Here is a 20,258-nt window from a genome sequence, read left to right as displayed (position 1 = left end):
CCCAATTCCCCCACGCCAAACCCGCCAAAATCCTGTAACATACCCTACCGAAGCCACGCCCCCGGGGAGCCAGCACAATGGGCATGTTCGACTTCCTGAAGGTGGATGTCGTTGAAAAGGTGAAGGTGCAGAAATACACCGCGCATCTGAATATCGACGGCAAGGAGCTGACGGTCGCGAATCTGGGTGTCAATTCGGTGACGGTTTCCGGGGCCAAGCTGAAGGTCGGGCAGTCGGTTACGTTCGATCTGAACCTGAAGGACCCCAAGCAGAACCTGAAGCTGAAGGGTGCGGGCACCGTTGCCACGGTGGACAAGAAGGCTGGCACCAAGATCAATTTCACCAGCCTGCCGGAAGAGAGCAAGAAGGCCGTGGCGCTGTTCCTGGCCCGGTTCGCCATCACACGCTGATCCAGACATGATCCGCCCTGCCCTTCCCCTGCTGGCCCTGGCCGGCTGCCTTACTATTGCGGCACTGCCCGGCACTGCGCTGGCTGACCGGCCCGCACCAGCGCAGGCGGACAAGGTCAATGGATTCGGCAAGCTGCCCTGGCAGAGCTGGATTGATCCGGCCATCGCCCGCCCCCGGCCCGCGCCGCAACGGCGCGACCGCATCGTCTATTCCTTCAACGCCCCCTCGCGCGGGCTGATGAAGGCTGATCTGGAACTGTCACGGCTGTGCCGGCAGGGGCGGTTCAACCAGCTGGTCAATCTGCATTACCGCGCCTTCGGGCCGGAGGAACGGCCCTTCGGCGTTGCCTATGGCCGCATGGCCGTGAACCTGTTCGATCCGACACGCCGGCGGGACGAGGCGCTGGTCTATTTCTTCAAGGGCCAGGAAAGCACCAACTGCACCGTCTTCACGGCGCGGCAGGCGGACCTTCAGCGCTTTTATATCGGGCCGTAAGGGTGCCCGCGTTGCGGTGGTTTCTGCGTCCCGCCTGACGCATCCCAGCGCCCCAAGCTGGGCACTTCAATTTGGGGGCCGACCCCTCTATATAGGCGCCTCAGCCGGGCGCCCCCCGCACCCATTGTGGAGCGGGGGGCGTTTTGCCGCGACCATATCGCCCTTCCCGCCCGAAAAAGACGGTCCGACTGATCATGCCGAAACGCACCGACATCAAATCCATCTGCATCATCGGCGCGGGTCCGATCATTATCGGACAGGCCTGCGAATTCGACTATTCCGGCGTTCAGGCCTGTAAGGCGCTGAAGGAGGAAGGATACCGGGTCATCCTGGTAAACTCCAACCCGGCCACCATCATGACCGATCCGGGTCTGGCCGACGCCACCTATATCGAGCCGATCACCCCCGCCGTCGTCGCCAAGATCCTGGAAAAGGAGCGGCCCGACGCGTTGCTGCCCACCATGGGCGGGCAGACGGCGCTGAACACTGCACTGGCCCTGTTCCATAATGGCACGCTGGAGCGCCTGGGCATCGAGATGATCGGTGCCAAGGCCGATGTCATCGAAAAGGCCGAAGACCGCCTGAAGTTCCGCGACGCCATGGACAAGATCGGGCTGGAAAGCCCGCGGTCGCGCGTGGTCAAGAATTTTGACGAGGCGCTGGACGCGCTGGCCGTTGTCGGCCTGCCCGCCATTATCCGCCCGTCCTTCACGCTGGCCGGTACCGGCGGCGGCATCGCCTTCAACCGGGCGGAGTTCGAGGACATCGTGCGCGGCGGCCTGCGCGCCAGCCCGGTGAACGAGGTCCTGATCGAGGAATCGGTCCTGGGCTGGAAAGAATATGAGATGGAGGTTGTCCGCGACAGCAAGGACAACTGCATCATCATCTGTTCCATTGAGAATATCGACGCCATGGGCGTGCATACGGGCGACAGCATGACGGTCGCCCCGGCCCTGACGCTGACCGACAAAGAATACCAGATCATGCGCAATGCCAGCCTGACGGTGCTGCGCGAGATCGGTGTGGATACGGGCGGGTCGAACGTGCAGTTCGGCATCCATCCCGACACGGGCCGCATGGTCGTGATCGAGATGAACCCCCGCGTCTCGCGCTCCTCCGCGCTGGCGTCCAAGGCCACCGGCTTCCCCATCGCCAAGATCGCCGCCAAGCTGGCCGTCGGTTACACGCTGGATGAGCTGGACAACGACATTACCGGCTCCACGCCCGCCAGCTTTGAGCCGACGATTGATTATGTCGTCACCAAGATCCCGCGCTTTGCGTTCGAGAAGTTCCCCGGCGCCGACAACACCCTGACGACCAGCATGAAGTCGGTGGGTGAGGTCATGGCCATTGGCCGTACCTTTGCCGAGAGCATGCAAAAGGCGCTGCGCGGTCTGGAAACCGGCCTGAACGGCTTTGACGAGATCGACCTGCGCGATGCCAATGGCAATGTCGACCAGGGTCGCCTGCGCCATATGCTGAGCCGTCCGACGCCGGAACGTCTGCTGATCGTGGCCCAGGCCATGCGCCATGGCTGGACCGTTGAGCAGATTTACGAAGAGTGCAAGTACGACCCCTGGTTCATGCGCCAGATCGAAGCCATCGTGCAGGAAGAGGCGGCGATCAAGGCTACCGGCCTGTCGGGCATCGACGCCCAGTACATGGCCCGCATCAAATCCATGGGGTTCAGCGACGCGCGCCTGGCCACCCTGCTGGACCAGCCGGAGGCCGCCGTTGCCGCCCATCGCCGCGCCATGAACGTGCGCCCGGTGTTCAAGCGCATCGACACCTGTGCCGCCGAATTCGCCAGCGACACGCCCTATATGTACTCCACCTATGAAGGCAACGGTCTGGAGCCGGCGGAGTGCGAGGCAGACCCGACGGACAAGAAAAAGGTGGTCATCCTGGGCGGCGGTCCCAACCGCATCGGCCAGGGCATTGAGTTCGACTATTGCTGTGTCCATGCCGTCTATGCGCTGCAGGAAGCGGGCTATGAGACGATCATGGTCAACTGCAACCCGGAAACGGTTTCCACCGACTATGACACCGCCGACCGTCTGTATTTCGAGCCGCTGACCGCCGAAGACGTGATCGAGCTGGTGGAGAAGGAAAAGCAGAACGGCGAGGTTGTCGGCCTGATCGTGCAGTTCGGCGGCCAGACGCCGCTGAAGCTGGCCAAGGCGTTGGAGCAGGCGGGTCTCCCCATCCTGGGCACCACGCCGGACGCCATCGACCTTGCCGAGGACCGCGAACGGTTCCAGCAACTGCTGCACAAGCTGGAACTGCGCCAGCCGGCCAACGGCCTGGCTCGTTCGCTGGAAGAAGCCGTTGCGGTGGCCGAGAAGATCGGCTTCCCCGTCGTTATCCGCCCGTCCTATGTGCTGGGTGGCCGCGCCATGGAGATCGTCCATGATATGGCCGGCCTGCATCGCTACATCGCCACCGCCGTGAAGGTGTCGGGCAACAACCCGGTGCTGATCGACAGCTATCTCCAGAACGCCATCGAGGTGGATGTGGACGCCGTGGCCGATGCCGACGGCGAGGTCTATGTCGCCGGCATCATGGAGCATATCGAGGAAGCGGGTATCCATTCCGGCGACAGCGCCTGCGCCCTTCCCCCCTATACCCTGTCCAAGCCCGTCATCGACGAGTTGACGGTGCAGGCGGTGAAGCTGGCCAAGGGCCTGAACGTCGTTGGCCTGATGAACATCCAGTTCGCGGTCAAGCAGAGCGCGGACGGGTCGGGCATCGGCGGTTACGACATCTACATCCTGGAAGTGAACCCGCGCGCCAGCCGGACCGTGCCCTTCGTGGCCAAGGCCACCGGCACGGCCATCGCCAAGATCGCGGCCCGTGTGATGGCCGGCGAAAAGCTGAGCCAGTTCAAGCTGTCCGGCCCCTTCCCGCCGCACACGGCGGTCAAGGAAGCCGTGTTCCCGTTCAACCGTTTCCCCGGTGTGGACATCCTGCTGGGGCCGGAAATGCGCTCCACGGGCGAGGTGATGGGCCTGGATAAGAACTTTGGCTTGGCCTTCGCCAAGAGCCAGATGGGGGCCGGTGTCACCCTGCCCAAGGAAGGCACCGTCTTCATCTCCGTCCGCGAGGGTGACAAGCCCTCCATGGTGCCGGTGGCCGCCAAGCTGCTGGAAATGGGCTTCAAGGTGATCGCGACGCGCGGTACCGCCAAGCATCTGGCCGATAACGGCGTCAAGGTCGCCGCCATCAACAAGGTGGTCGAAGGCCAGCCGCACATTGTCGATGCCATGATCAATGGCGATGTGCAGCTGATCTTCAACACGACCGAAGGGTCGCAGGCGGTTTCCGACAGCTTCAGCTTGCGCCGCGCCGCGCTGACCAATAACATCCCGTACTACACCACGGTGGCTGGAGCCGAGGCGGCAGTTGAAGCCATCTCGGCGTTGAAGGTCGGCGGTCTGGACGTGGCCCCGCTCCAGTCTTACTTGAGCGGCTCTTACTAAGGACGGTTTGGTCGGTCGGGGCGGGAAGCCGCCCCGTCGGGCTTATTTTGTTTCTGGGCTACCTTTACTGGGATAGGGCACGATGGAAAAAGTTCCCATGACGGCTCGGGGGTACAACCGGCTGCAGGATGAGTTGAAGCATCTGAAGAGCGTTGAGCGGCCCGCCGTGATCAAAGCCATCGCGGAAGCCCGCGAGCATGGCGACCTGTCGGAAAATGCCGAGTACCATGCCGCGCGCGAGAAGCAGTCCTTCATCGAAGGCCGCGTGATGGAGCTGGAAGATAAGATCAGCCGCGCCGAAGTGATCGAGCCTACCAAGCTGTCCGGCAATGCCGTGAAGTTCGGGGCCACTATCACGCTGGCGGATGAGGACACCGATGAAGAGGTGACCTATCAGATCGTCGGCCAGGATGAGAGCGACATCAAGCAGAGCCTGATCTCTATCACCAGCCCGCTGGCCCGCGCCCTGATCGGCAAGTCGGTCGGCGACAGTGTGGAAGTGACCACGCCCGGCGGCTCCAAGAGCTATGAGATCGTGGGCATCGCCTTCAAGTAGGGCCGTTTCCAAGGTTTCCGTATCAAAGCATCGAACCCGCCCGGCCCCGCCGTGGCGGGTTTGGCTTTTTGGGGGATGTGTGGTTGCCGGACAGAAAATCGCAGGTCAGGTCGAGCGCTGCGCGCGAGCCCTAACAACAGCCTGTTCTGTTAGGACGAGGCTTCGCTTCGACCTGATCTACGGTGCTAACGGATCGTGGTTAACCCGGTATGATTAAGTAATACTTCATGTCATAGTGGTAGGTGGAGGTGCCATAATGCAGAACGTTGAACGGATGAGCATCACGCTGCCCTCAGACATGGTCAGCCAGATCCGCGCCCAGGTCGAGGAAGGTCGCTACGCGTCCAACAGCGAGGTGATCCGGGATGCCCTGCGGCTATGGCAAGAGCGCGAAGCACAGCGCCTTGAACGAATCGCTAGCGTCCGCGCCCGCATCGCAGAGGCTGATTCTGATCCGCGTCCCTCCGTAACAGACGCCGATATCGAGCAGCATTTCAGGGATCGCCTTGCCCGCTCCCTGAATGGCCGGGCGGACCATGCCTGATCTTGTCTATCGCCCAGCAGCGCTAGCTGATCTGGACGCGATTTACGATCATATCGCGGCTGACAATCCGCGAAGGGCTTTCGCTTATGTCCAGGACATCCGAGAGCGTTGTAGGCTCTTGGAAACCCATCCGCGCCTTGGCCCTGCACGCGAGGACCTTGGGATCGGTGTGCGGATTTATACGACGCTCCAACGCGTCATGGTGGCGTATAGGATCAGCGAAAACTCGATTTCTATTGTCAGGGTATTTTACGGCGACAGGGACTACGCCGCCCTGATGCGCGCGCAAGATGACGCTGAACCATCAGATACAGCCTAAACCGGCTCCTCCAGCCCCTCGCCCGGCTTCAGCCACCAGGACGCTTCGGCCAGTTTGCCCTCGAACAGTTCCAGCATCGGGCGCTTGATCTTGTCGATCAGGGGCCAGTCGTGGGTGGCGACGATGACGGTCGTGCCCTGCTTGTTCAGTTCGATGAACAGCCGCATGATCTTCATCGACATGTCGCGGTCGATGTTGCCGGTCGGCTCGTCCGCCACGATCAGGGACGGGCTGGTGATGACGGCGCGGGCAATGGCGATCAGCTGCTTCTGACCGCCCGACAGGGTGGCCGGCAGCGCGCCCATCTTGTCGGACAGGCCAACCCATTCCATCAGTTCCGTGACGGCTTCCTTGATGTGCTTTTCGCCATGGCCGGCGATGCGCAGCGGCAGGGCGACATTGTCATAGGCGCTCATATGGTCCAGCAGGCGGAAATCCTGAAAGACCACGCCGATACGGCGGCGCAGTTCATGCAGCCGGTCGCGCGGCACCTTGGACAAAGGCTCCCCGAACAGGGTGATCAGGCCGCGTGAGGGGCGTTCGGAGAGGTAGAGCAGCTTCAGCAGGCTGGATTTGCCGGCACCGGTGGGGCCGGTCAGGAACTGAAAGGAACCGGGGGCGAGTTCGAAACTGAGGTCGCGCAGCACCTCCGGCCCATTGCCGTAGCGCAACCCGACATTTTCGAAACGGACCAAACCCCGATCCTCCGTCTATAAATCGGCCCTGCCCCCCTTGCGGGAGCAGGGCCATACCTTGTTACCGGCGCTTCTTCTTGTGCCGTCCCGCCGGATGCACCGGGCGCCTTGGCGGCGCCGGTACAGGAGGTGGCGGGGGCGGCGGTGAAGCCTGTGGCGCCGGGCCCGGTTCCTTTCAGGAACAGCCGGCGCCGACTGCCTCCACACCGCTATCCAGATGGCCGCTGTCGCGCACCGGCACCAGACCCACCTTCTCAAACGACGACAGCGTCTCTTCGGCCCAGCTCTTCAGGTCGGTCAGGCCGCCATGGCCGGTCCAGACATCAATGCCGAAGCGCTTTTCCAAATCGACCTCGGTCATCTTCAGCGCTTCGCGGACGGAGATCAGTTCGCGTTCCAGCAAGGTCCAGATGTCGCTTTCGCAGCGCTTCATGGTGACGATATGCACGCCCATGCCCTGATAGGCCTTCAGGCGCTTGAAGTTCGGGTCGTTCTCATAGGCACCGAAGCCGCCCGAGACCTCGTTCAGCACGACATAGCGGCGGCCAATGGGCATCCACTCATTCTTGTCGAAGCTGTACTGGATCAGGCCGCGCGCATCCTCAATGGCCTGGCTTTCGGCCTTGGTGGTCACCACCAGATCGATGGGGGGCGAGTTGCGGCGGCGCAGCAGGGAACCGGCGTTACGCGCCTCGGCCCAGGCGAACAGCTCTGCCGCGACATTGGCGCCCACGTCGATGATATAGCCGCCTTCCAGAACGGTGCGGCCAAACTCATCCCAATACTTGATGGCGAGGTTCGGGTCGGTGGAGCTTTTGACCTTGGTCAGGTCTTCGCCGATGCCCAGCTCCTTCACGTTGCGGAACAGGCGACCAAACTTGGAGCGCTGGTTCAGGCTGTCGCTGTCCGCGGCCGCCAGCTTGACAGGCACGCCCTTCTGCTCGTGCTGCAGCACCAGCATCTGGGCCGTCAGGGTCTTGCCCTGCCCACCCGTCTTCGCCATCGAGATGAAGGTCCGCGTCATGCCAATTCTCTCCTGCGCCCAGCCTTGAATATTCGGGTGCGACAAGGGTACGGCCATGCCATGGCCGCCGCCAATGTCGCAGCGGCGGAATCGTTACCCGTTTTCCCCGTCACCTTCAATGCCGCCGGGCCATTAGTCCGTGATTTTAGATGAATTTCATCATTGGGTGCATTCGCCGGGATGCGGCCTTTGCGTGTGTTGATGTGATAGTTCCTAATCTTTTATCGTGTATTGGTCATCATACCTGATAGGATCACCCCGAATATCACCCGAGGGGGAGATGCCACCGTGATCGTTCCCATCCACAACCGGCGCCTGTCCCTGGCGCCCGTCCTGGCCCGCCTGCGCCTTCTGTTCGCCTTGCTGTTCCTGGGTGGCGCGCTGGCCGGCTGTACGGCGCAGCTGGCCCCCCCCTATGACGCGTCGATTGCCAATGGCGTCGCCAGCCTGAACCAGCAGGCCATGCTGCTCTATGCGCAGGTGGCGGGCGGTGTCCCGGCCTCCAGCTTCGCGCAGCGCCAGGGCACCTATACGCAGTTGATCGGGCAGGCCAACGCGCTGGCCAATCTGGCCCAGGCGCGGCCCGACCCCACCACCCTGCCGAAATTCCTGGAGTCGAAGGTCAAGGAATGGACCAAAATCCAAACCCTGGCCACGCCCACGGGCGACATACTGACCAAAATCGGGGTTCAGTTCACGACGATGCAGCAGGCCGACCAGTCAGGCGGGATCAGCAGTCTGGAGGCCCAGGCCTTCCAGCAGCAGTTCAGCATCGATATCCAGCAGGCCCTGACCTATGAGAACGCCCTGGCGCGCGGCGTGCCGCAGCCGCCCGCGTCCGAGCCGTAAGGAGAGACGGACATGACCATCACGCCCATCAACGTCCCCGACCTGATCAACCAGATCAAGACACAGGCCACCGCCATCCTGGGCCAGAATATCGAGACGGCGCAGGGTTTCTCCCAACAACAGCTGGCGGCCATGGCACAGCAGGCGGAAACCATCGCCGGCGGCATCGCATCGGGTGAAATCCGCCCGTCCCTGCAGCAGTTCTTCCTGGATCAGTTGAAGCAGAGCGCCCAGAATTTTGTGCGCGTGCTTGTCGGCCTGTCACTGGTGACGGCAGAGCAGCTGTGGAACGGGGTAGTCGGGACCCTGTGGGGCGCCCTGTCGGGCGCCACCGGCCTGCATTTCACCCCGCCCGCCTGGGGGCAGTGAGAAATCCGAATCCATGCCCTGTCGCATGCGCTTCGCTTGTGCGACCTACGAAAATGATTAGACGTAGGTCGCATAAGCGAAGCGCATGCGACACACTCTCACTTCTCCTGCAACCGGGGCATCAGTTCGACTAGGTTGCAGGGGCGGTGGCGGTTATCCAACTGGTATTTGAGGATCAGGTCCCAACCATCGCGACAGGCGCTGGGGCTGCCCGGCAGGGCGAACAGGTAGGTGCCCTTGGCCACCCCGCCCGTGGCGCGGCTTTGCAGGGCCGAGGTGCCGATCTTCTGATAGGAGAGCATGCGGAACATCTCCCCAAAGCCGTTGATCGTCTTTTCGAACACGCTTTCGAAGGCTTCCGGCGTCACATCGCGGCCCGTCAGACCGGTGCCGCCCGTGGAAATGACGACATCAATGGCCGGATCATCGATCCAGACGCGCAGCTGATCTACGATGGCGCGGACATCGTCGCGCACGATGGCGCGGGCGGCCAGCACATGGCCGTCACTGGTCAGCCGTTCCACCAGCGTATCGCCGGATTTGTCATCCGACAGGCCACGCGTGTCAGACACGGTCAGCACCGCGATATTCACGGCCAGGAAACGGCGGGACAGATCAATTCGGGACATGGTTCCTCTACTCCTGAAAAACTTACGGCCAGTCGAGAAGGGTGACCCCTTCCAATACTTCCAGCCCCGACAAATCATTCAGCAGGGCCGCCGGCTGCACCCACCAGCCGGGACGAATCCCGCCGATCAGTTCAGCCGCCGCCACGGCATGGTCGAAATCGACATAAAGCCCGAAACAGGTGGCCCCGCTGCCCGACATGCGCGACAAGAGGCATCCCGCCGTCGAATCGAGGGCTGCCAGCACTTGGGTGATGACGGGGCTCAACCGCGCGGCGGGCGGGGTCAGGTCATTGCGCCGCCCCTCCTTCAGCAGGGCCGCCAGTTCACGGACATCCGTAAAGGATGTGGTCAGCCGGGCGGGTTCTGAAAAGGCCCCATCGCGTGCTTCGAATACGGCGGGCGTCGGCATGGAGACGCCGGGATTGACCAGAACGACCCAGCAATCTTCCGGCAAGTCGGGGGCGGGCGACAGGTCGGTGCCCGTGCCCGCGAAATAGCTGGTCCGCGACCCGACGCAGACGGGCACGTCCGCCCCCAGCTTCGCCGCCAGTTCCGTGACCGCCGGATGGTTCAGCGGCACATCCCACAGGGCGCACAGCGCGCGCAAGGTGGCCGCCGCATCCGCTGACCCGCCGCCAATCCCCGATGCCAGCGGCAGGTTCTTGGTCAGCTTCACCGTCACATGCGGCTTGCGGCCCAGCGCCTCTGCCAGCCGGAACACGGCCTTGGTTACCAGATTGCTTTCCGTATCCTCCATCAGCAGGGGCAGCGAATGCGGCCCGTGCAGTTGCAGGCTGAAATAGGGGGTGCTTTCCACCTCCACCAGATCATGGGCGCTGGCGAAGGCCACCAGACTGTCCAGCAGGTGATAGCCGTCTTCCCGCCGGCCCAGCACATGCAGATACAGGTTCAACTTGGCAGCGGCATAGGCACGGATGGCGGTCATGGGGCGGCGTCCGAAGGTTGCGGCCGTTGCATTCTGGCAGAGGCCGCGAAATGAAACCACCCCGTTACAATTTTCCGCCGGGCGGGTCGGCAGGCACATCTTATAAAGGTCTGCACAAATGGCCGGCGCATGGTCGCGACACGGCCCCCGAACGGACAGGGACAGCATGACACAGTATCATCACCGCCCGCATTTCGCCCGCCGCCTGCTGGGTGCATCCGCCATCGCACTGGCCGCCGCCCTGGCGCCGCTCGCCAGCGCCGCCGCACAGCAGCCCGCCCCGGCCAGCGCCGAGGCGCCGGCCAAGACCGACCCGCGCTATGTCTGGGACCTGACGCCGATCTTCAAGGATGACGCATCCTGGGACGCGGCGCGCAAGCAGGCGCTGGCCGACCTGCCCTCGCTGGACACGCTGAAAGGTACGCTGGGCAAGGATGCCACCACCCTGCGCGCCGCCATGGACCGCATGTCCAAGGTCGGGCACGATGTGGAACGCGTGCTGGTCTATGCCTACCTGCAATATTCCACCGACACCCGGAACAATGAGTATCAGGAACGCTGGAGCCTGGCGCAGGCCCTGTCGGCGCAGGCGCAGGCCGCCACCGCCTGGGTCTCGCCCGAGGTGCAAGGGGTGGGTGCCGACAAGATCGCCAGCTTCATCAAGGCCGATACCGGCCTCACCAAGCATGCCTTCCGCCTGAACGATATCCTGCGCCTGAAGGCCCATACCCTGACGCCGGAAACCGAAGCGGCCCTGGCGGCCCTGGGCCCCGTTCTGGGATCGGCCAGCAACACCTATTCCGCGCTGGCCAATGCCGATATCGACTGGCCGGAGATCACCCTGCCCGATGGCACCAAGCGCAAGGTGAACCAGTCCGCCTACCAGTCGCTGCGCCAGAATGAAGACCGGGCCGTCCGCAAGCTGGTGTTCGACACGTTCTGGACCAAGTTCGGCCAGTACACGACCACCATGGGCAACACGCTGGGTGCGGCCGTGCAGACCGGCACCATCGATGCCAAGCTGCGCGGTTACCCGACCGCCGTCGCCGCATCACTGGCCAATAACGATATCCCGGAAGCTGTCTACCGCACCCTGGTGGCAGAGGCGAACAAGGGCCTGCCCACCCTGCACCGCTATTTCAAGCTGCGGCAGAAGATGCTGAAGCTGCCGGATCTGTATTATTACGACATCTATCCGTCACTGATCAGCCTGGACAAGAAGTTCACGCTGGACGAATCGCGGACGCTGACCCTGGCCGCCGTCAAGCCGCTGGGCAAGGAATATGGTGACATGCTGGCGGCCCTGACGGCCAAGCGGACCATGCATGTCTATCCGTCGGAGGGGAAGGACAGCGGCGCCTATCACTGGGGCAGCTATGGGCTGGATCCGTATATCTTCCTGAACCATCAGGACGATTATAACTCCATGTCGACCTATGCCCATGAATGGGGCCATGGCATGCATTCGGCCCTGGCGTCGAAGACCCAGCCCTATGAGCTGGCCAATTACTCCTTGTTCATGGCGGAAATCGCGTCGACCACGAACGAGATGCTGCTGACCGACTATCTGGTGACAAAGGCCAAGACCAAGGAAGAGAAGCTGTTCTATCTGGGCCAGTCGCTGGAAGGACTGCGCGGCACCTTCTTCCGCCAGACCATGTTCGCGGAGTTTGAACTGGCCACCCATGATGCCGTGGAACGGGGCGAGGCGCTGTCCGGGTCGAAGATGAAGGACATCTATTGCGGCCTGTTGAAGAAGTATCATGGCGACGCCGAAGGCGTGATGAAGATCGATGAGAAATATTGCGCGGAATGGGCCTTCATCCCGCATTTCTATCGTCCCTTCTATGTGTTCCAGTACGCGACCTCCATCTCTGCCGGCACCTATTTCGCCGAACAGATTTCCAAGGGCGGTGCCAAGGCGCGGGACAATTACCTGAACGTGCTGAAGGCCGGTGGGTCGGAATATCCCTATCCGCTTTTGAAGAAGGCAGGCCTGGATATGGCAACCGCCGCCCCCTATCAGGCCCTGGTGCGCCGCATGGACGCCACCATCGACCAGATGGAAAAGCTGCTGGCTCAGTAAGGTGAAGGCGGGGTGGGTGTGCATTCACCTGCCCCGCCACACGCGCTATTGTTCCTTCGACTGGCGGAGATCACCGCGAAGAACCTTCAGCGTCACGCCCGTCAATGTGACTGTGGGTTGTTGGGCGGCGTCATCGCCGACCGGCACGAAGGTGAAGGCGATTTCATTTCCAGGCCCGGCTTTGAGAATGCGTTTGACACGGTCGGTCACCTCAAAGATCGGGCTTTGCGCGGTCTTCTTCGCCTCAATGACACCGACCAGGCTACTGGCGTCGGGCTTGGCGCCAACGGCCAGACCCATATGGACTTCAACGCGCGGCAATACCCCTGTGTTGGGACCCGTCAATGTCACATTCTTGACCGCAAGCTGAACAGTACCTTTCACCTCTTCAATGCTTTGCAGAAGCTGCAGGCGGTCCTGCACGGTAACAAGGACGACGCGCGCAGGTACCGAGAACGCGGTATCGGTCAGGTCCAGCGTCATCAACACGGTCGGGTCGAAGGCGGGGGGTGGAAGAGGGGCGGACGTCTGGACGACGGTCGTCTTGGCGGGCGTGTGGGTCACTTCGACCTTGGCGTCACAAGCAACCAGACCCAACGCCAACAGCACAAACACTGCTGAAGGCACAATACGGTGCTGATCCATCATTGTCGCCTCTACATACAATAAGTGCAAATCATCGTAGCTTTTGCAACGCCATCGGCCAACTCCTATCCCAGCACACCCATTGTCACGCCGGCCAGAACGACATAACGCAATGCCTTGCCCAGCGTCACCAGCGGCAGGAAGACGCTTAATTTCACGCCCAGCGTCCCCGCCGCGACGGTGAGCGGATCGCCGATCACCGGCACCCAAGAGAACAGAAGCGTCCAGGCGCCATAGCGGGCGAATACCCCCTCCGCCCGCGCCAGCTGCGCCGCCGTCACGGGAAACCAGCGCCGGCCCACGAACCGACGCAGCCAGCGGCCCAGCATCCAGTTGATCAGGGACCCCAGCACATTGCCCAGGGTGGCCACCACCACCAGCGCCCAGGCTGGCCGCGTCCCATCGGCCAGCAGCGCCACCAACGCCAGCTCCGACCCGCCCGGCAACAAGGTCGCCGCCGCCATGGACAGGAAGAACAGGCTCCAATAGGCGGGATCGGTGAGCATGTAGCCTTGGGCGACGGGTTGCCGGGGCTTTGTTCTATCGGTCAGGGGGGACGCTGCCAATGCGGCATTGCTTGCCGAGATCGGGCGGTCACGTTAGGCTAACGTCGCAAATGCAGGTGAATTGGAATGCCCCGGTATAGCGTTCTCGACCGCAATCTATCCGCAAGTATCCAGGCCGCCCTTGATGAGGGTGACCGGACCGGACCTGTGCCCGTCAGTGACGTGCGCGCCATCCTGACGGCGCTGGAGCAGGAATGGGAAGCGGAGGCTCTGGTCAATGCCAGGGTTGACCGGCTGTCCCATCTGGATACGCCACCTGCTCGCAAAGGCTGATCAAGACAGCGCTTTACCTTCCAATCTCCTGCCCCAGGCGCTTCGCGATCTGGTTTTGATACTGCGATCAAGTGCCAGGGCGTTCGGGCCCATCGTGGCGAGACGGAGCTTGGCCCGCCTTACGCGCCGTTGCAGAGCGATAGCTGAGGGAACGGAAGCCGGCCATATCCGGCACGATGTATCGGCGGACCGACCGGTTCGGTTCATCAATGAACCCCCGTGGGTCATCATGTTTGACCCTCGCACGCGATTGGTTATCAGAATTCTGCATCAGCATCGGGATATCGCGACCATCATGCGTCGCCACTAGACTGGCATCCAAGCCCCCATCCCCCTATCATGCCGGCATCATGAGCGATTTCCTGTCCGATCCCGCCCCCGCCCGCCCTGGCACCAATCTGCCCGAACAGACGGTCAGCGATCTGGCCCGTTCCGTGAAGCGGACCGTGGAGGATGCGTTCGGCTATGTCCGGGTGCGGGGTGAGATCAGCCAGCCCAAGCGCCATTCGTCCGGCCATCTTTACCTGCGTCTGAAGGATGACGCGGCGGTGATTGAGGCTGTGTGCTGGAAGGGCACGATGGCGCGCCTGTCGGTGCGCCCCGAAGAAGGGATGGAGGTGGTCTGCACGGGCAAACTGACCACCTACCCCGGCCGCAGCCAGTATCAGTTGGTCATCGACAGCATGGAGCTGGCGGGCGAAGGCGCGCTGCTGAAGATGCTGGAGGAGCGTAAGAAGCGGCTGGCCGCCGAGGGGCTGTTCAATCCCGAGCGCAAGAAGCCCTTGCCCTTCCTGCCGCAGGTGATCGGCGTGGTGACCAGCCCGACCGGGGCCGTCATCCGCGACATCCTGCACCGTCTGGCCGACCGCTTCCCGCGCCATGTCCTGCTCTGGCCCGTGGCGGTCCAGGGCGACGGCGCGGCACAACAGGTGGCCCGTGCCATTCAGGGTTTCAACAGTCTGGCGCCCGGCGGCCGTGTGCCGCGCCCCGACCTGATCATTGTGGCGCGCGGCGGCGGCAGCCTGGAAGATCTGATGGCCTTTAACGAGGAGATCGTGGTCCGCGCCGCCGCCGAAAGCCGCATCCCGCTCATCTCCGCCGTGGGGCATGAAACGGATACGACCCTGATCGATTTCGCGTCTGACCGCCGCGCGCCCACGCCCACGGCAGCGGCGGAGATGGCGGTGCCGGTGCGGGCGGATCTGCTGGGCCAGGTGCTGGATGATGAGCGCCGGCTGCACCGTGCCATGACCCGCACCCTGGATCAGCGCCGCACCTATGTGCAGGGGCTGGCGCGCGGCCTGGGCGATCCGCATAGCCTGCTGGAAGGGCTGACGCAGCGGCTGGATGACCGGGCAGAGCGCCTGATCCTGTCCATGCGCGGCGGGATCGAACGGCGGCGGACGGCGGTGCGGCAGCTGGACCTGAAGCTGCACCACCCGCGTGAGGTGTTGCGGCTGGCTGCCACCCGGCTGGACGGGGCGGGCCGGGCCCTGCGCACCGGCCTGGACAGCGCCATCCGCCTGTCTGAGGGACGCTATCACCGTATCGCCGACCGTCTGTCCGACCGGACCATCCGCCGTGCCTTCACCGATGGGGCCGCCCGCCTGTCCGACCTGCCCACCCGCATGGAACGCGCGCATTTGGCTGACCTGTCGGCCAAGGACGACCGGCTGGCCCAATTGGGCCGGCTGCTGGAAAGCGTGTCCTATCGCGGTGTGCTGTCGCGCGGCTTCGCCCTGGTTACCGATGGTGATGGGCAGCCCGTGACGCATGCCGCCGGTTTGACAGAGGGACAAAGGGTGACCATCGCCTTTCAGGATGGCAATGCCGGTGCGACCATCAGTCAGGGCGAGGGGACGCCGCCGGCCACACCCCCACGCCCGGCGCGACCAACCCGCAAAGCGGGCGATGCCGGGCCACAGGGCCGTCTGTTTTAATGGTTGACCGACCAGATCAATCCTATCCGCTTGGATAAGTGCCCGGTAATTTACCAATTCCCATACCGGTATATGCTGCCGGTATGAGCGATCTGTTCACATCGTCGAAACCTGCGGCTGCCCTGGCCGGTGCGCGCGCCTTGACGCGCAGCACGGGCTGGCTTGGCTTCGTCCTCGGTATGGTGATGGCCGCAGCACTCGCCGTGATCATCTCGGTGCAACTCTATCAGGACCGCGCCGCTGCGCGCGATCATGCCCAGGAAGCGGCGGTGAACCTGACCGGTGCCATCGCGCGCGACATATCCCGGCATATCGACCTGTTCCGCTTCGTCCTGTCATCCCTGCGCGACACGGTGACATCGCCGGATTTCCAGCAGGTGCCCGAACATCTGCGGGACATGGTCCTGTTCTCACACACCGCCGCACCAAAGGCGCTGGGCGTGCTGTTCGTGACGGATGCAAACGGGATCATTGAGGCAGAATCGGGCGGCAATGACGTCAGGGGGCAAAGCCGGGCCTGGCGACCCTATTTCGCCTATCACCGGGACCATGACGATCCCGCCATGCTGATCACCGGCCCGCTGATTTCGGCCACGACCAAGGACCCGGTGATCGTGCTGTCCATGCGGCTGAACCGCCCAGATGGATCGTTCCGGGGAGTGGTCGTCGCCTCCATGCTGCTGACCTATTTCGACGGGTTGCTGACCGACCTGCAACTGGATGAAGGATCGGCCCTGACCCTGTTTCTCGACCAGGGCATCATCCTGGCCCGGCAGCCGGCGGACCCGCTGGCCATTGGCCGCGACCTCCGCCAGGACCCCCACCTGCAGGCTATCGTCGGGGAACCACTGGCCGTCTATGAGGAACCAGGCGCGTTGGACGACACACGGCTCGTTGTCTCCACCGCCGTTGCCGGCTCCACCATGCGGGTCAGTCTGGCACAGTCTCTGGACCTTGTTTACGGACATTGGCGGCGCAAGGCCTGGACCATCGGGCTGACATCCGCCCTGTTGATCAGCGGTATCATCACCCTGATCAGCCTGCTGCACCGGGAAAGCCGGCAGCGGTTGCGTGTACAACTGGCGCTGGGCGATGCCAATGCCAGGCTGGAGCGGATGGCGACCACCGACCCCCTGACCGGTATTGCCAACCGCCGCATGTTCGATGACATGCTGCGGCGGGAGCAGGCGCGCGTCACCCGCATGCCGCATGATGCTGCGATCCTGATGATCGATATCGACCTGTTCAAAAGCTTCAACGACACCTATGGCCACGGCGCGGGCGACGCGACGCTGCGGTCGGTGGCGCTGGCCATCACCCGCGCCGTGGCCCGTGGCGGCGACCTTGCCGCCCGGATCGGGGGGGAGGAATTCGCGGTCCTTCTGACCCAGACCGATCTGACCGGCGCGCGCGCCGTGGCCGACCGTATCCGGGAAACGGTGGCCGCCCTGGGCATCCGCCACAGCGGCAGCCCGCATGGCCATGTCACGGTATCAATCGGTCTGGCCAGCACGGGCGTCGGGCCGGTACCCGCCAGTTTCGAGGTGATCCTGGACAGCGCGGATGAGGCGCTCTACACGGCCAAGAAAAATGGCCGTGACCGGGTGGAGATCGCCTCGCCCTCCATGGTCGCCGCCTGAATCAGCCCCGGTAGCGCAGGAAATGGATGCGCGCCTGACTATAGTCGCGCACATCCAGCGCATCGAACCCCGGCGGCAGCGCAAAGGCATCCTCTGCCCCGACCTCCACACAGACCAGGGCACCCGGCGCGATCCAGCCGGCACGTGACAGGCCCGTCAGGGCCGGCGGCGACAGGTCCTGACCATAGGGCGGGTCCAGAAATACCAGCCGCGCCGCAAAGGGAGCCGGCGGCGGCTTGGCCGCGTCGCCAAGGATGAAGCGGCACTGCGCCCCCTCCCCCAGCATCTCCGCATTGCGGCGCGCAATGTCCAGCGAGGAGCGCGCCTTGTCCAGCAGGGCCGCGCGTGAGGCACCATGCGACAGCGCCTCCAGCGCCAGGGCGCCGGTGCCGCAGAACGCGTCCAGCACATCAGCGCCGTCCAGCACGTCGCTGCCATCCTCCATCCAGTCACCATGCGACAGGATGTTGAACAGCGACTGGCGGGTGCGGTCGCTGGTCGGACGGACGTCACGGCCCGCCGGCGTTTCCAGCCGGCGGCCCCGATGCTTACCGGCGACGATCCGCACGCGGCGCTCCACCCTTCTGGGCCGGCTTTCCACCGCCGGCATTGCCGGGGGCAGGACCCTTGGCCGGGGGCTTGGCAGGCGCCGCGGCGGCGGCACGCTTGGGCGCCGGCTTCGGCCCGCGGCGGGCGGGGGCGTCGTCATCGGGGATGTCAGCACCGGCAAGCGCGCGGTCCAGCTTGGCGACGGCGCGGCGCGCGCTGTCACTCAACTGATCCCCGGCCCCACGGCGCGCAGCCTTGGGCACTTCGGCTTCCACGCGTGACGGCGGGGCCGTGCGCTTGGGCGCGGAGGATGAGGCCTTGCGCCCCCCGCCCATCAGGCGCTCCACACTGTCGCGGGCCTTGGCCGCCGACGGCTTGGCCCGGCCCTTGGTGGCGCTGGCCGGGGCGGCAGCTTCCATGGATTTGGGCAGCCGGTCATAGCGCATGCGCGGGGCAGCACCCGGCGCCGGCTTGGCCGCACCATCGGCAGGCGCCGGTTCTTCCTCCGCCGGGAAGAAGTCGGGCATCTGGTCGCGCAGGACGCGGCGCGGCACCTCTTCCACGGCGCCGGGGTCCAGCTTGCCCAGCTGGAATGGGCCATAGGCGATGCGGATCAGACGGCTGACCGGTAGGCCCAGCCATTCGAACACGCGGCGAACCTCCCGGTTCTTGCCCTCACGCAGGCCCACGGTCAGCCACGAATTATAGCCGACGGTGCGGTCGATCACCGTTTCGATGGGGCCATAGGCCAGCCCCTCGATAACCACACCCTCTTCCAGCTTGCGCATGGTTTCCGGTGTCGGCACGCCATGCACGCGGATACGGTAGCGGCGCAGCCAGCCGGTGGAGGGCAGCTCCAGATGCCGAGCCAGCGCCCCGTCATTGGTCAGCAGCAGCAACCCTTCCGACGCAAGATCCAGCCGCCCGACGGAGATGACGCGCGGCATGGTGTGCGGCAGATGGTCGAAGACGGTGGCCCGGCCCTTCTCGTCACGCGCCGTCGTCACCAGCCCTTCGGGCTTGTGATAGCGCCAGAGGCGGGTGGGTTCCGGCTCGCCCACGGTCTGACCATCGACCTGGATACGATCGCCATCGCGGACCAGGAAAGCCGGGCTTTCCAAGGTCACGCTGTTCACGCGGACGCGGCCTTCGGCGATCCAGCGTTCGGCATCGCGGCGGGAGCAGACGCCGGCACGGGCCAGGCGCTTGGCAATGCGTTCACCCCCGGCAAGCTCGGGCGCGGCATCAAGGTCGGTTTCGTCGGCGACGGCATCAACCGGCACCTGACGCAAGGGGTCATAGCTGTTCTGGGACATGGGCGCGGAGATTACGCGCGAAACAAGATTGCCGCAAGCCGCGCCCCGCCTTGACGGGCGCGACCGTCCCATGCAGCCTTGCGCGCATCATGACCGACCTTCCCAATGCCCCTACCCCCATGGACCTTGCCTTTGCCGAAGCCGAACAGGCGGCGGCGCGTGGGGAGGTGCCGGTGGGTGCCGTCGTGGTGGACCCGGCCACGGGCCGCGTGCTGGGTTCCGCCGGCAACCGGACAGAGGAACTGTCCGACCCCACGGCCCATGCCGAGGTGCTGGCCATCCGTCAGGCCGCATCCGCCCTGAACAGCCCGCGCCTGCCCGGCCTGGACCTGTATGTGACGCTGGAGCCGTGCGCCATGTGCGCCGGGGCCATCAGTTTCGCACGGCTGCGGCGCGTCTATTTCGCGGCCTATGATCCCAAGGGCGGGGCCGTCGATCATGGCCCCCGCTATTTCCAGCAGCCGACCTGTCACCACGCGCCCGACGCCTATGGCGGGTTCGGGGAGGCGCGGGCGGCCAACCTGCTGCGCGATTTCTTCAAGGACAGGCGATAGGAGTTTGATGATGACAAGCCAGTTCCCCGCCGTCACGGTGCTGAGTGATCCCGGCCCGGAGGCTGAGACCTACCGCCCCGCCGCCGACCGCATCCTGACCGGTAACCCGGTGCAGTCCGTCAGCAACCGGTTCAGCAGCGCCGATGGCCGCTTCAATTGCGGCATCTGGACCGGCGCCGTCGGTTCCTGGCGCGTGGTCTTCACAGAGAATGAGTTCTGCCAGTTGTTGGAAGGTGTGGTCGTGGTGCGGGGTGATGACGGCTCCGAACGGCGTTTTCAGGCGGGCGACGCCTTTGTCATGCCGGCGGGCTTCACCGGTGTGTGGGACATTCTGGAGCCTGCGAAGAAATATTACGCGGTCTATGAGTGAGGG

23 protein-coding genes are annotated in these 20,258 nt (G+C 64.1%); 15 read left to right on the top strand and 8 right to left on the bottom strand.

Annotated features, from left to right (window positions below):
* The first annotated feature begins 77 nt into the window (after window positions 1-77).
* The 6 genes from ACT6Q8_RS02810 to ACT6Q8_RS02785 all read left to right on the top strand — a co-directional run bounded on the left by ACT6Q8_RS02810 (window position 78) and on the right by ACT6Q8_RS02785 (window position 5,804).
* Window positions 78-410, top strand: coding sequence for a hypothetical protein (locus ACT6Q8_RS02810; RefSeq protein ID WP_054167112.1), 333 nt, complete (start codon window positions 78-80; stop codon window positions 408-410).
* A 7-nt stretch (window positions 411-417) separates the two neighbouring features.
* On the top strand, window positions 418-906 hold the full coding sequence (locus ACT6Q8_RS02805) for a hypothetical protein (RefSeq protein ID WP_054167111.1): 489 nt from the start codon (window positions 418-420) through the stop codon (window positions 904-906).
* Window positions 907-1,100: 194 nt separating this feature from the next.
* The gene (carB, locus tag ACT6Q8_RS02800) at window positions 1,101-4,385 is read left to right on the top strand and encodes a carbamoyl-phosphate synthase large subunit (RefSeq protein ID WP_054167110.1); all 3,285 of its coding nucleotides are present in this window, start codon (window positions 1,101-1,103) and stop codon (window positions 4,383-4,385) included.
* Between the two features lie 82 nt (window positions 4,386-4,467).
* Window positions 4,468-4,941 (top strand): transcription elongation factor GreA, encoded by a 474-nt coding sequence (greA, locus tag ACT6Q8_RS02795; protein ID WP_054167109.1) that lies wholly within the window; start codon window positions 4,468-4,470, stop codon window positions 4,939-4,941.
* A 256-nt stretch (window positions 4,942-5,197) separates the two neighbouring features.
* Window positions 5,198-5,485, top strand: a complete 288-nt coding sequence (locus ACT6Q8_RS02790; RefSeq protein WP_054167108.1) for a type II toxin-antitoxin system ParD family antitoxin — start codon at window positions 5,198-5,200, stop codon at window positions 5,483-5,485.
* Window positions 5,478-5,804: a type II toxin-antitoxin system RelE/ParE family toxin gene (locus ACT6Q8_RS02785; protein WP_444732559.1), complete on the top strand. Its 327-nt coding sequence runs from the start codon at window positions 5,478-5,480 to the stop codon at window positions 5,802-5,804. The genes ACT6Q8_RS02790 and ACT6Q8_RS02785 overlap by 8 nt, the downstream gene beginning before the upstream one ends.
* Here ACT6Q8_RS02785 and ftsE read toward each other — a convergent pair.
* Both ftsE and ACT6Q8_RS02775 read right to left on the bottom strand, forming a co-directional pair.
* A complete protein-coding gene (gene ftsE, locus ACT6Q8_RS02780; protein WP_054167106.1) occupies window positions 5,801-6,499 on the bottom strand; it encodes a cell division ATP-binding protein FtsE in 699 nt (232 codons plus the stop codon). The genes ACT6Q8_RS02785 and ftsE overlap by 4 nt on opposite strands.
* Window positions 6,500-6,674: 175 nt before the next feature.
* Window positions 6,675-7,523, bottom strand: a complete 849-nt coding sequence (locus ACT6Q8_RS02775; protein ID WP_054167105.1) for a hypothetical protein — start codon at window positions 7,521-7,523, stop codon at window positions 6,675-6,677.
* A gap of 288 nt (window positions 7,524-7,811) precedes the next feature.
* On the opposite strand from ACT6Q8_RS02775, the gene ACT6Q8_RS02770 reads away from it, so the two are divergent.
* Both ACT6Q8_RS02770 and ACT6Q8_RS02765 read left to right on the top strand, forming a co-directional pair.
* A complete protein-coding gene (locus ACT6Q8_RS02770; protein WP_444732558.1) occupies window positions 7,812-8,372 on the top strand; it encodes a hypothetical protein in 561 nt (186 codons plus the stop codon).
* A gap of 12 nt (window positions 8,373-8,384) precedes the next feature.
* Complete coding sequence (locus tag ACT6Q8_RS02765; RefSeq protein WP_054167103.1) at window positions 8,385-8,741, top strand: hypothetical protein; 357 nt, start codon at window positions 8,385-8,387, stop codon at window positions 8,739-8,741.
* 98 nt (window positions 8,742-8,839) lie between these two features.
* On the opposite strand, the gene moaB is transcribed toward ACT6Q8_RS02765, so the two are convergent.
* The gene (gene moaB, locus ACT6Q8_RS02760; RefSeq protein ID WP_054167102.1) at window positions 8,840-9,370 is read right to left on the bottom strand and encodes a molybdenum cofactor biosynthesis protein B; all 531 of its coding nucleotides are present in this window, start codon (window positions 9,368-9,370) and stop codon (window positions 8,840-8,842) included.
* A gap of 22 nt (window positions 9,371-9,392) precedes the next feature.
* Window positions 9,393-10,316 (bottom strand): 4-(cytidine 5'-diphospho)-2-C-methyl-D-erythritol kinase, encoded by a 924-nt coding sequence (locus ACT6Q8_RS02755; protein ID WP_054167101.1) that lies wholly within the window; start codon window positions 10,314-10,316, stop codon window positions 9,393-9,395.
* 166 nt (window positions 10,317-10,482) lie between these two features.
* Here ACT6Q8_RS02755 and pepF point away from each other — a divergent pair, with 166 nt between their 5' ends.
* A complete protein-coding gene (gene pepF, locus ACT6Q8_RS02750; RefSeq protein ID WP_444732557.1) occupies window positions 10,483-12,402 on the top strand; it encodes an oligoendopeptidase F in 1,920 nt (639 codons plus the stop codon).
* Window positions 12,403-12,447: 45 nt separating this feature from the next.
* Here pepF and ACT6Q8_RS02745 read toward each other — a convergent pair whose 3' ends face one another.
* Window positions 12,448-13,050, bottom strand: a complete 603-nt coding sequence (locus ACT6Q8_RS02745) for a hypothetical protein (protein ID WP_444732556.1) — start codon at window positions 13,048-13,050, stop codon at window positions 12,448-12,450.
* Window positions 13,051-13,112: 62 nt separating this feature from the next.
* Window positions 13,113-13,553, bottom strand: a complete 441-nt coding sequence (locus tag ACT6Q8_RS02740; RefSeq protein ID WP_444732555.1) for a YqaA family protein — start codon at window positions 13,551-13,553, stop codon at window positions 13,113-13,115.
* A gap of 126 nt (window positions 13,554-13,679) precedes the next feature.
* Here ACT6Q8_RS02740 and ACT6Q8_RS02735 point away from each other — a divergent pair, with 126 nt between their 5' ends.
* The 4 genes from ACT6Q8_RS02735 (at window position 13,680) to ACT6Q8_RS02720 (ending at window position 17,466) form a co-directional block, all read left to right on the top strand.
* Window positions 13,680-13,886 carry a hypothetical protein gene (locus tag ACT6Q8_RS02735; RefSeq protein WP_054167097.1) on the top strand — a complete coding sequence of 69 codons (207 nt, stop codon included), beginning with the start codon at window positions 13,680-13,682 and terminating at the stop codon, window positions 13,884-13,886.
* A complete protein-coding gene (locus tag ACT6Q8_RS02730) occupies window positions 13,831-14,196 on the top strand; it encodes a type II toxin-antitoxin system RelE/ParE family toxin (protein WP_444732554.1) in 366 nt (121 codons plus the stop codon). Before ACT6Q8_RS02735 ends, ACT6Q8_RS02730 begins: the two co-directional genes overlap by 56 nt.
* A 40-nt stretch (window positions 14,197-14,236) precedes the next feature.
* Window positions 14,237-15,826 carry an exodeoxyribonuclease VII large subunit gene (gene xseA / locus ACT6Q8_RS02725; protein ID WP_444732553.1) on the top strand — a complete coding sequence of 530 codons (1,590 nt, stop codon included), beginning with the start codon at window positions 14,237-14,239 and terminating at the stop codon, window positions 15,824-15,826.
* Window positions 15,827-15,909: 83 nt separating this feature from the next.
* Window positions 15,910-17,466, top strand: coding sequence for a sensor domain-containing diguanylate cyclase (locus ACT6Q8_RS02720; RefSeq protein ID WP_444732552.1), 1,557 nt, complete (start codon window positions 15,910-15,912; stop codon window positions 17,464-17,466).
* Between the two features lies 1 nt (window position 17,467).
* Here ACT6Q8_RS02720 and ACT6Q8_RS02715 read toward each other — a convergent pair whose 3' ends face one another.
* Window positions 17,468-18,034: an RsmD family RNA methyltransferase gene (locus tag ACT6Q8_RS02715; protein WP_444732551.1), complete on the bottom strand. Its 567-nt coding sequence runs from the start codon at window positions 18,032-18,034 to the stop codon at window positions 17,468-17,470.
* Window positions 18,015-19,331, bottom strand: coding sequence for a pseudouridine synthase (locus ACT6Q8_RS02710; RefSeq protein ID WP_054167093.1), 1,317 nt, complete (start codon window positions 19,329-19,331; stop codon window positions 18,015-18,017). The genes ACT6Q8_RS02715 and ACT6Q8_RS02710 overlap by 20 nt, the downstream gene beginning before the upstream one ends.
* A gap of 89 nt (window positions 19,332-19,420) precedes the next feature.
* On the opposite strand from ACT6Q8_RS02710, the gene ACT6Q8_RS02705 reads away from it, so the two are divergent.
* A complete protein-coding gene (locus tag ACT6Q8_RS02705) occupies window positions 19,421-19,885 on the top strand; it encodes a nucleoside deaminase (RefSeq protein WP_444732550.1) in 465 nt (154 codons plus the stop codon).
* A gap of 7 nt (window positions 19,886-19,892) precedes the next feature.
* Complete coding sequence (locus tag ACT6Q8_RS02700; RefSeq protein ID WP_444732549.1) at window positions 19,893-20,255, top strand: cupin domain-containing protein; 363 nt, start codon at window positions 19,893-19,895, stop codon at window positions 20,253-20,255.
* The last annotated feature ends 3 nt before the right edge of the window (window positions 20,256-20,258 follow it).

Source organism: Niveispirillum sp., from assembly GCF_052437035.1.
Classification (GTDB): domain Bacteria; phylum Pseudomonadota; class Alphaproteobacteria; order Azospirillales; family Azospirillaceae; genus Niveispirillum.
The sequence above is the reverse complement of the archived record's forward strand: the minus strand, read 5'-3'. Positions and strand labels throughout refer to the sequence as shown.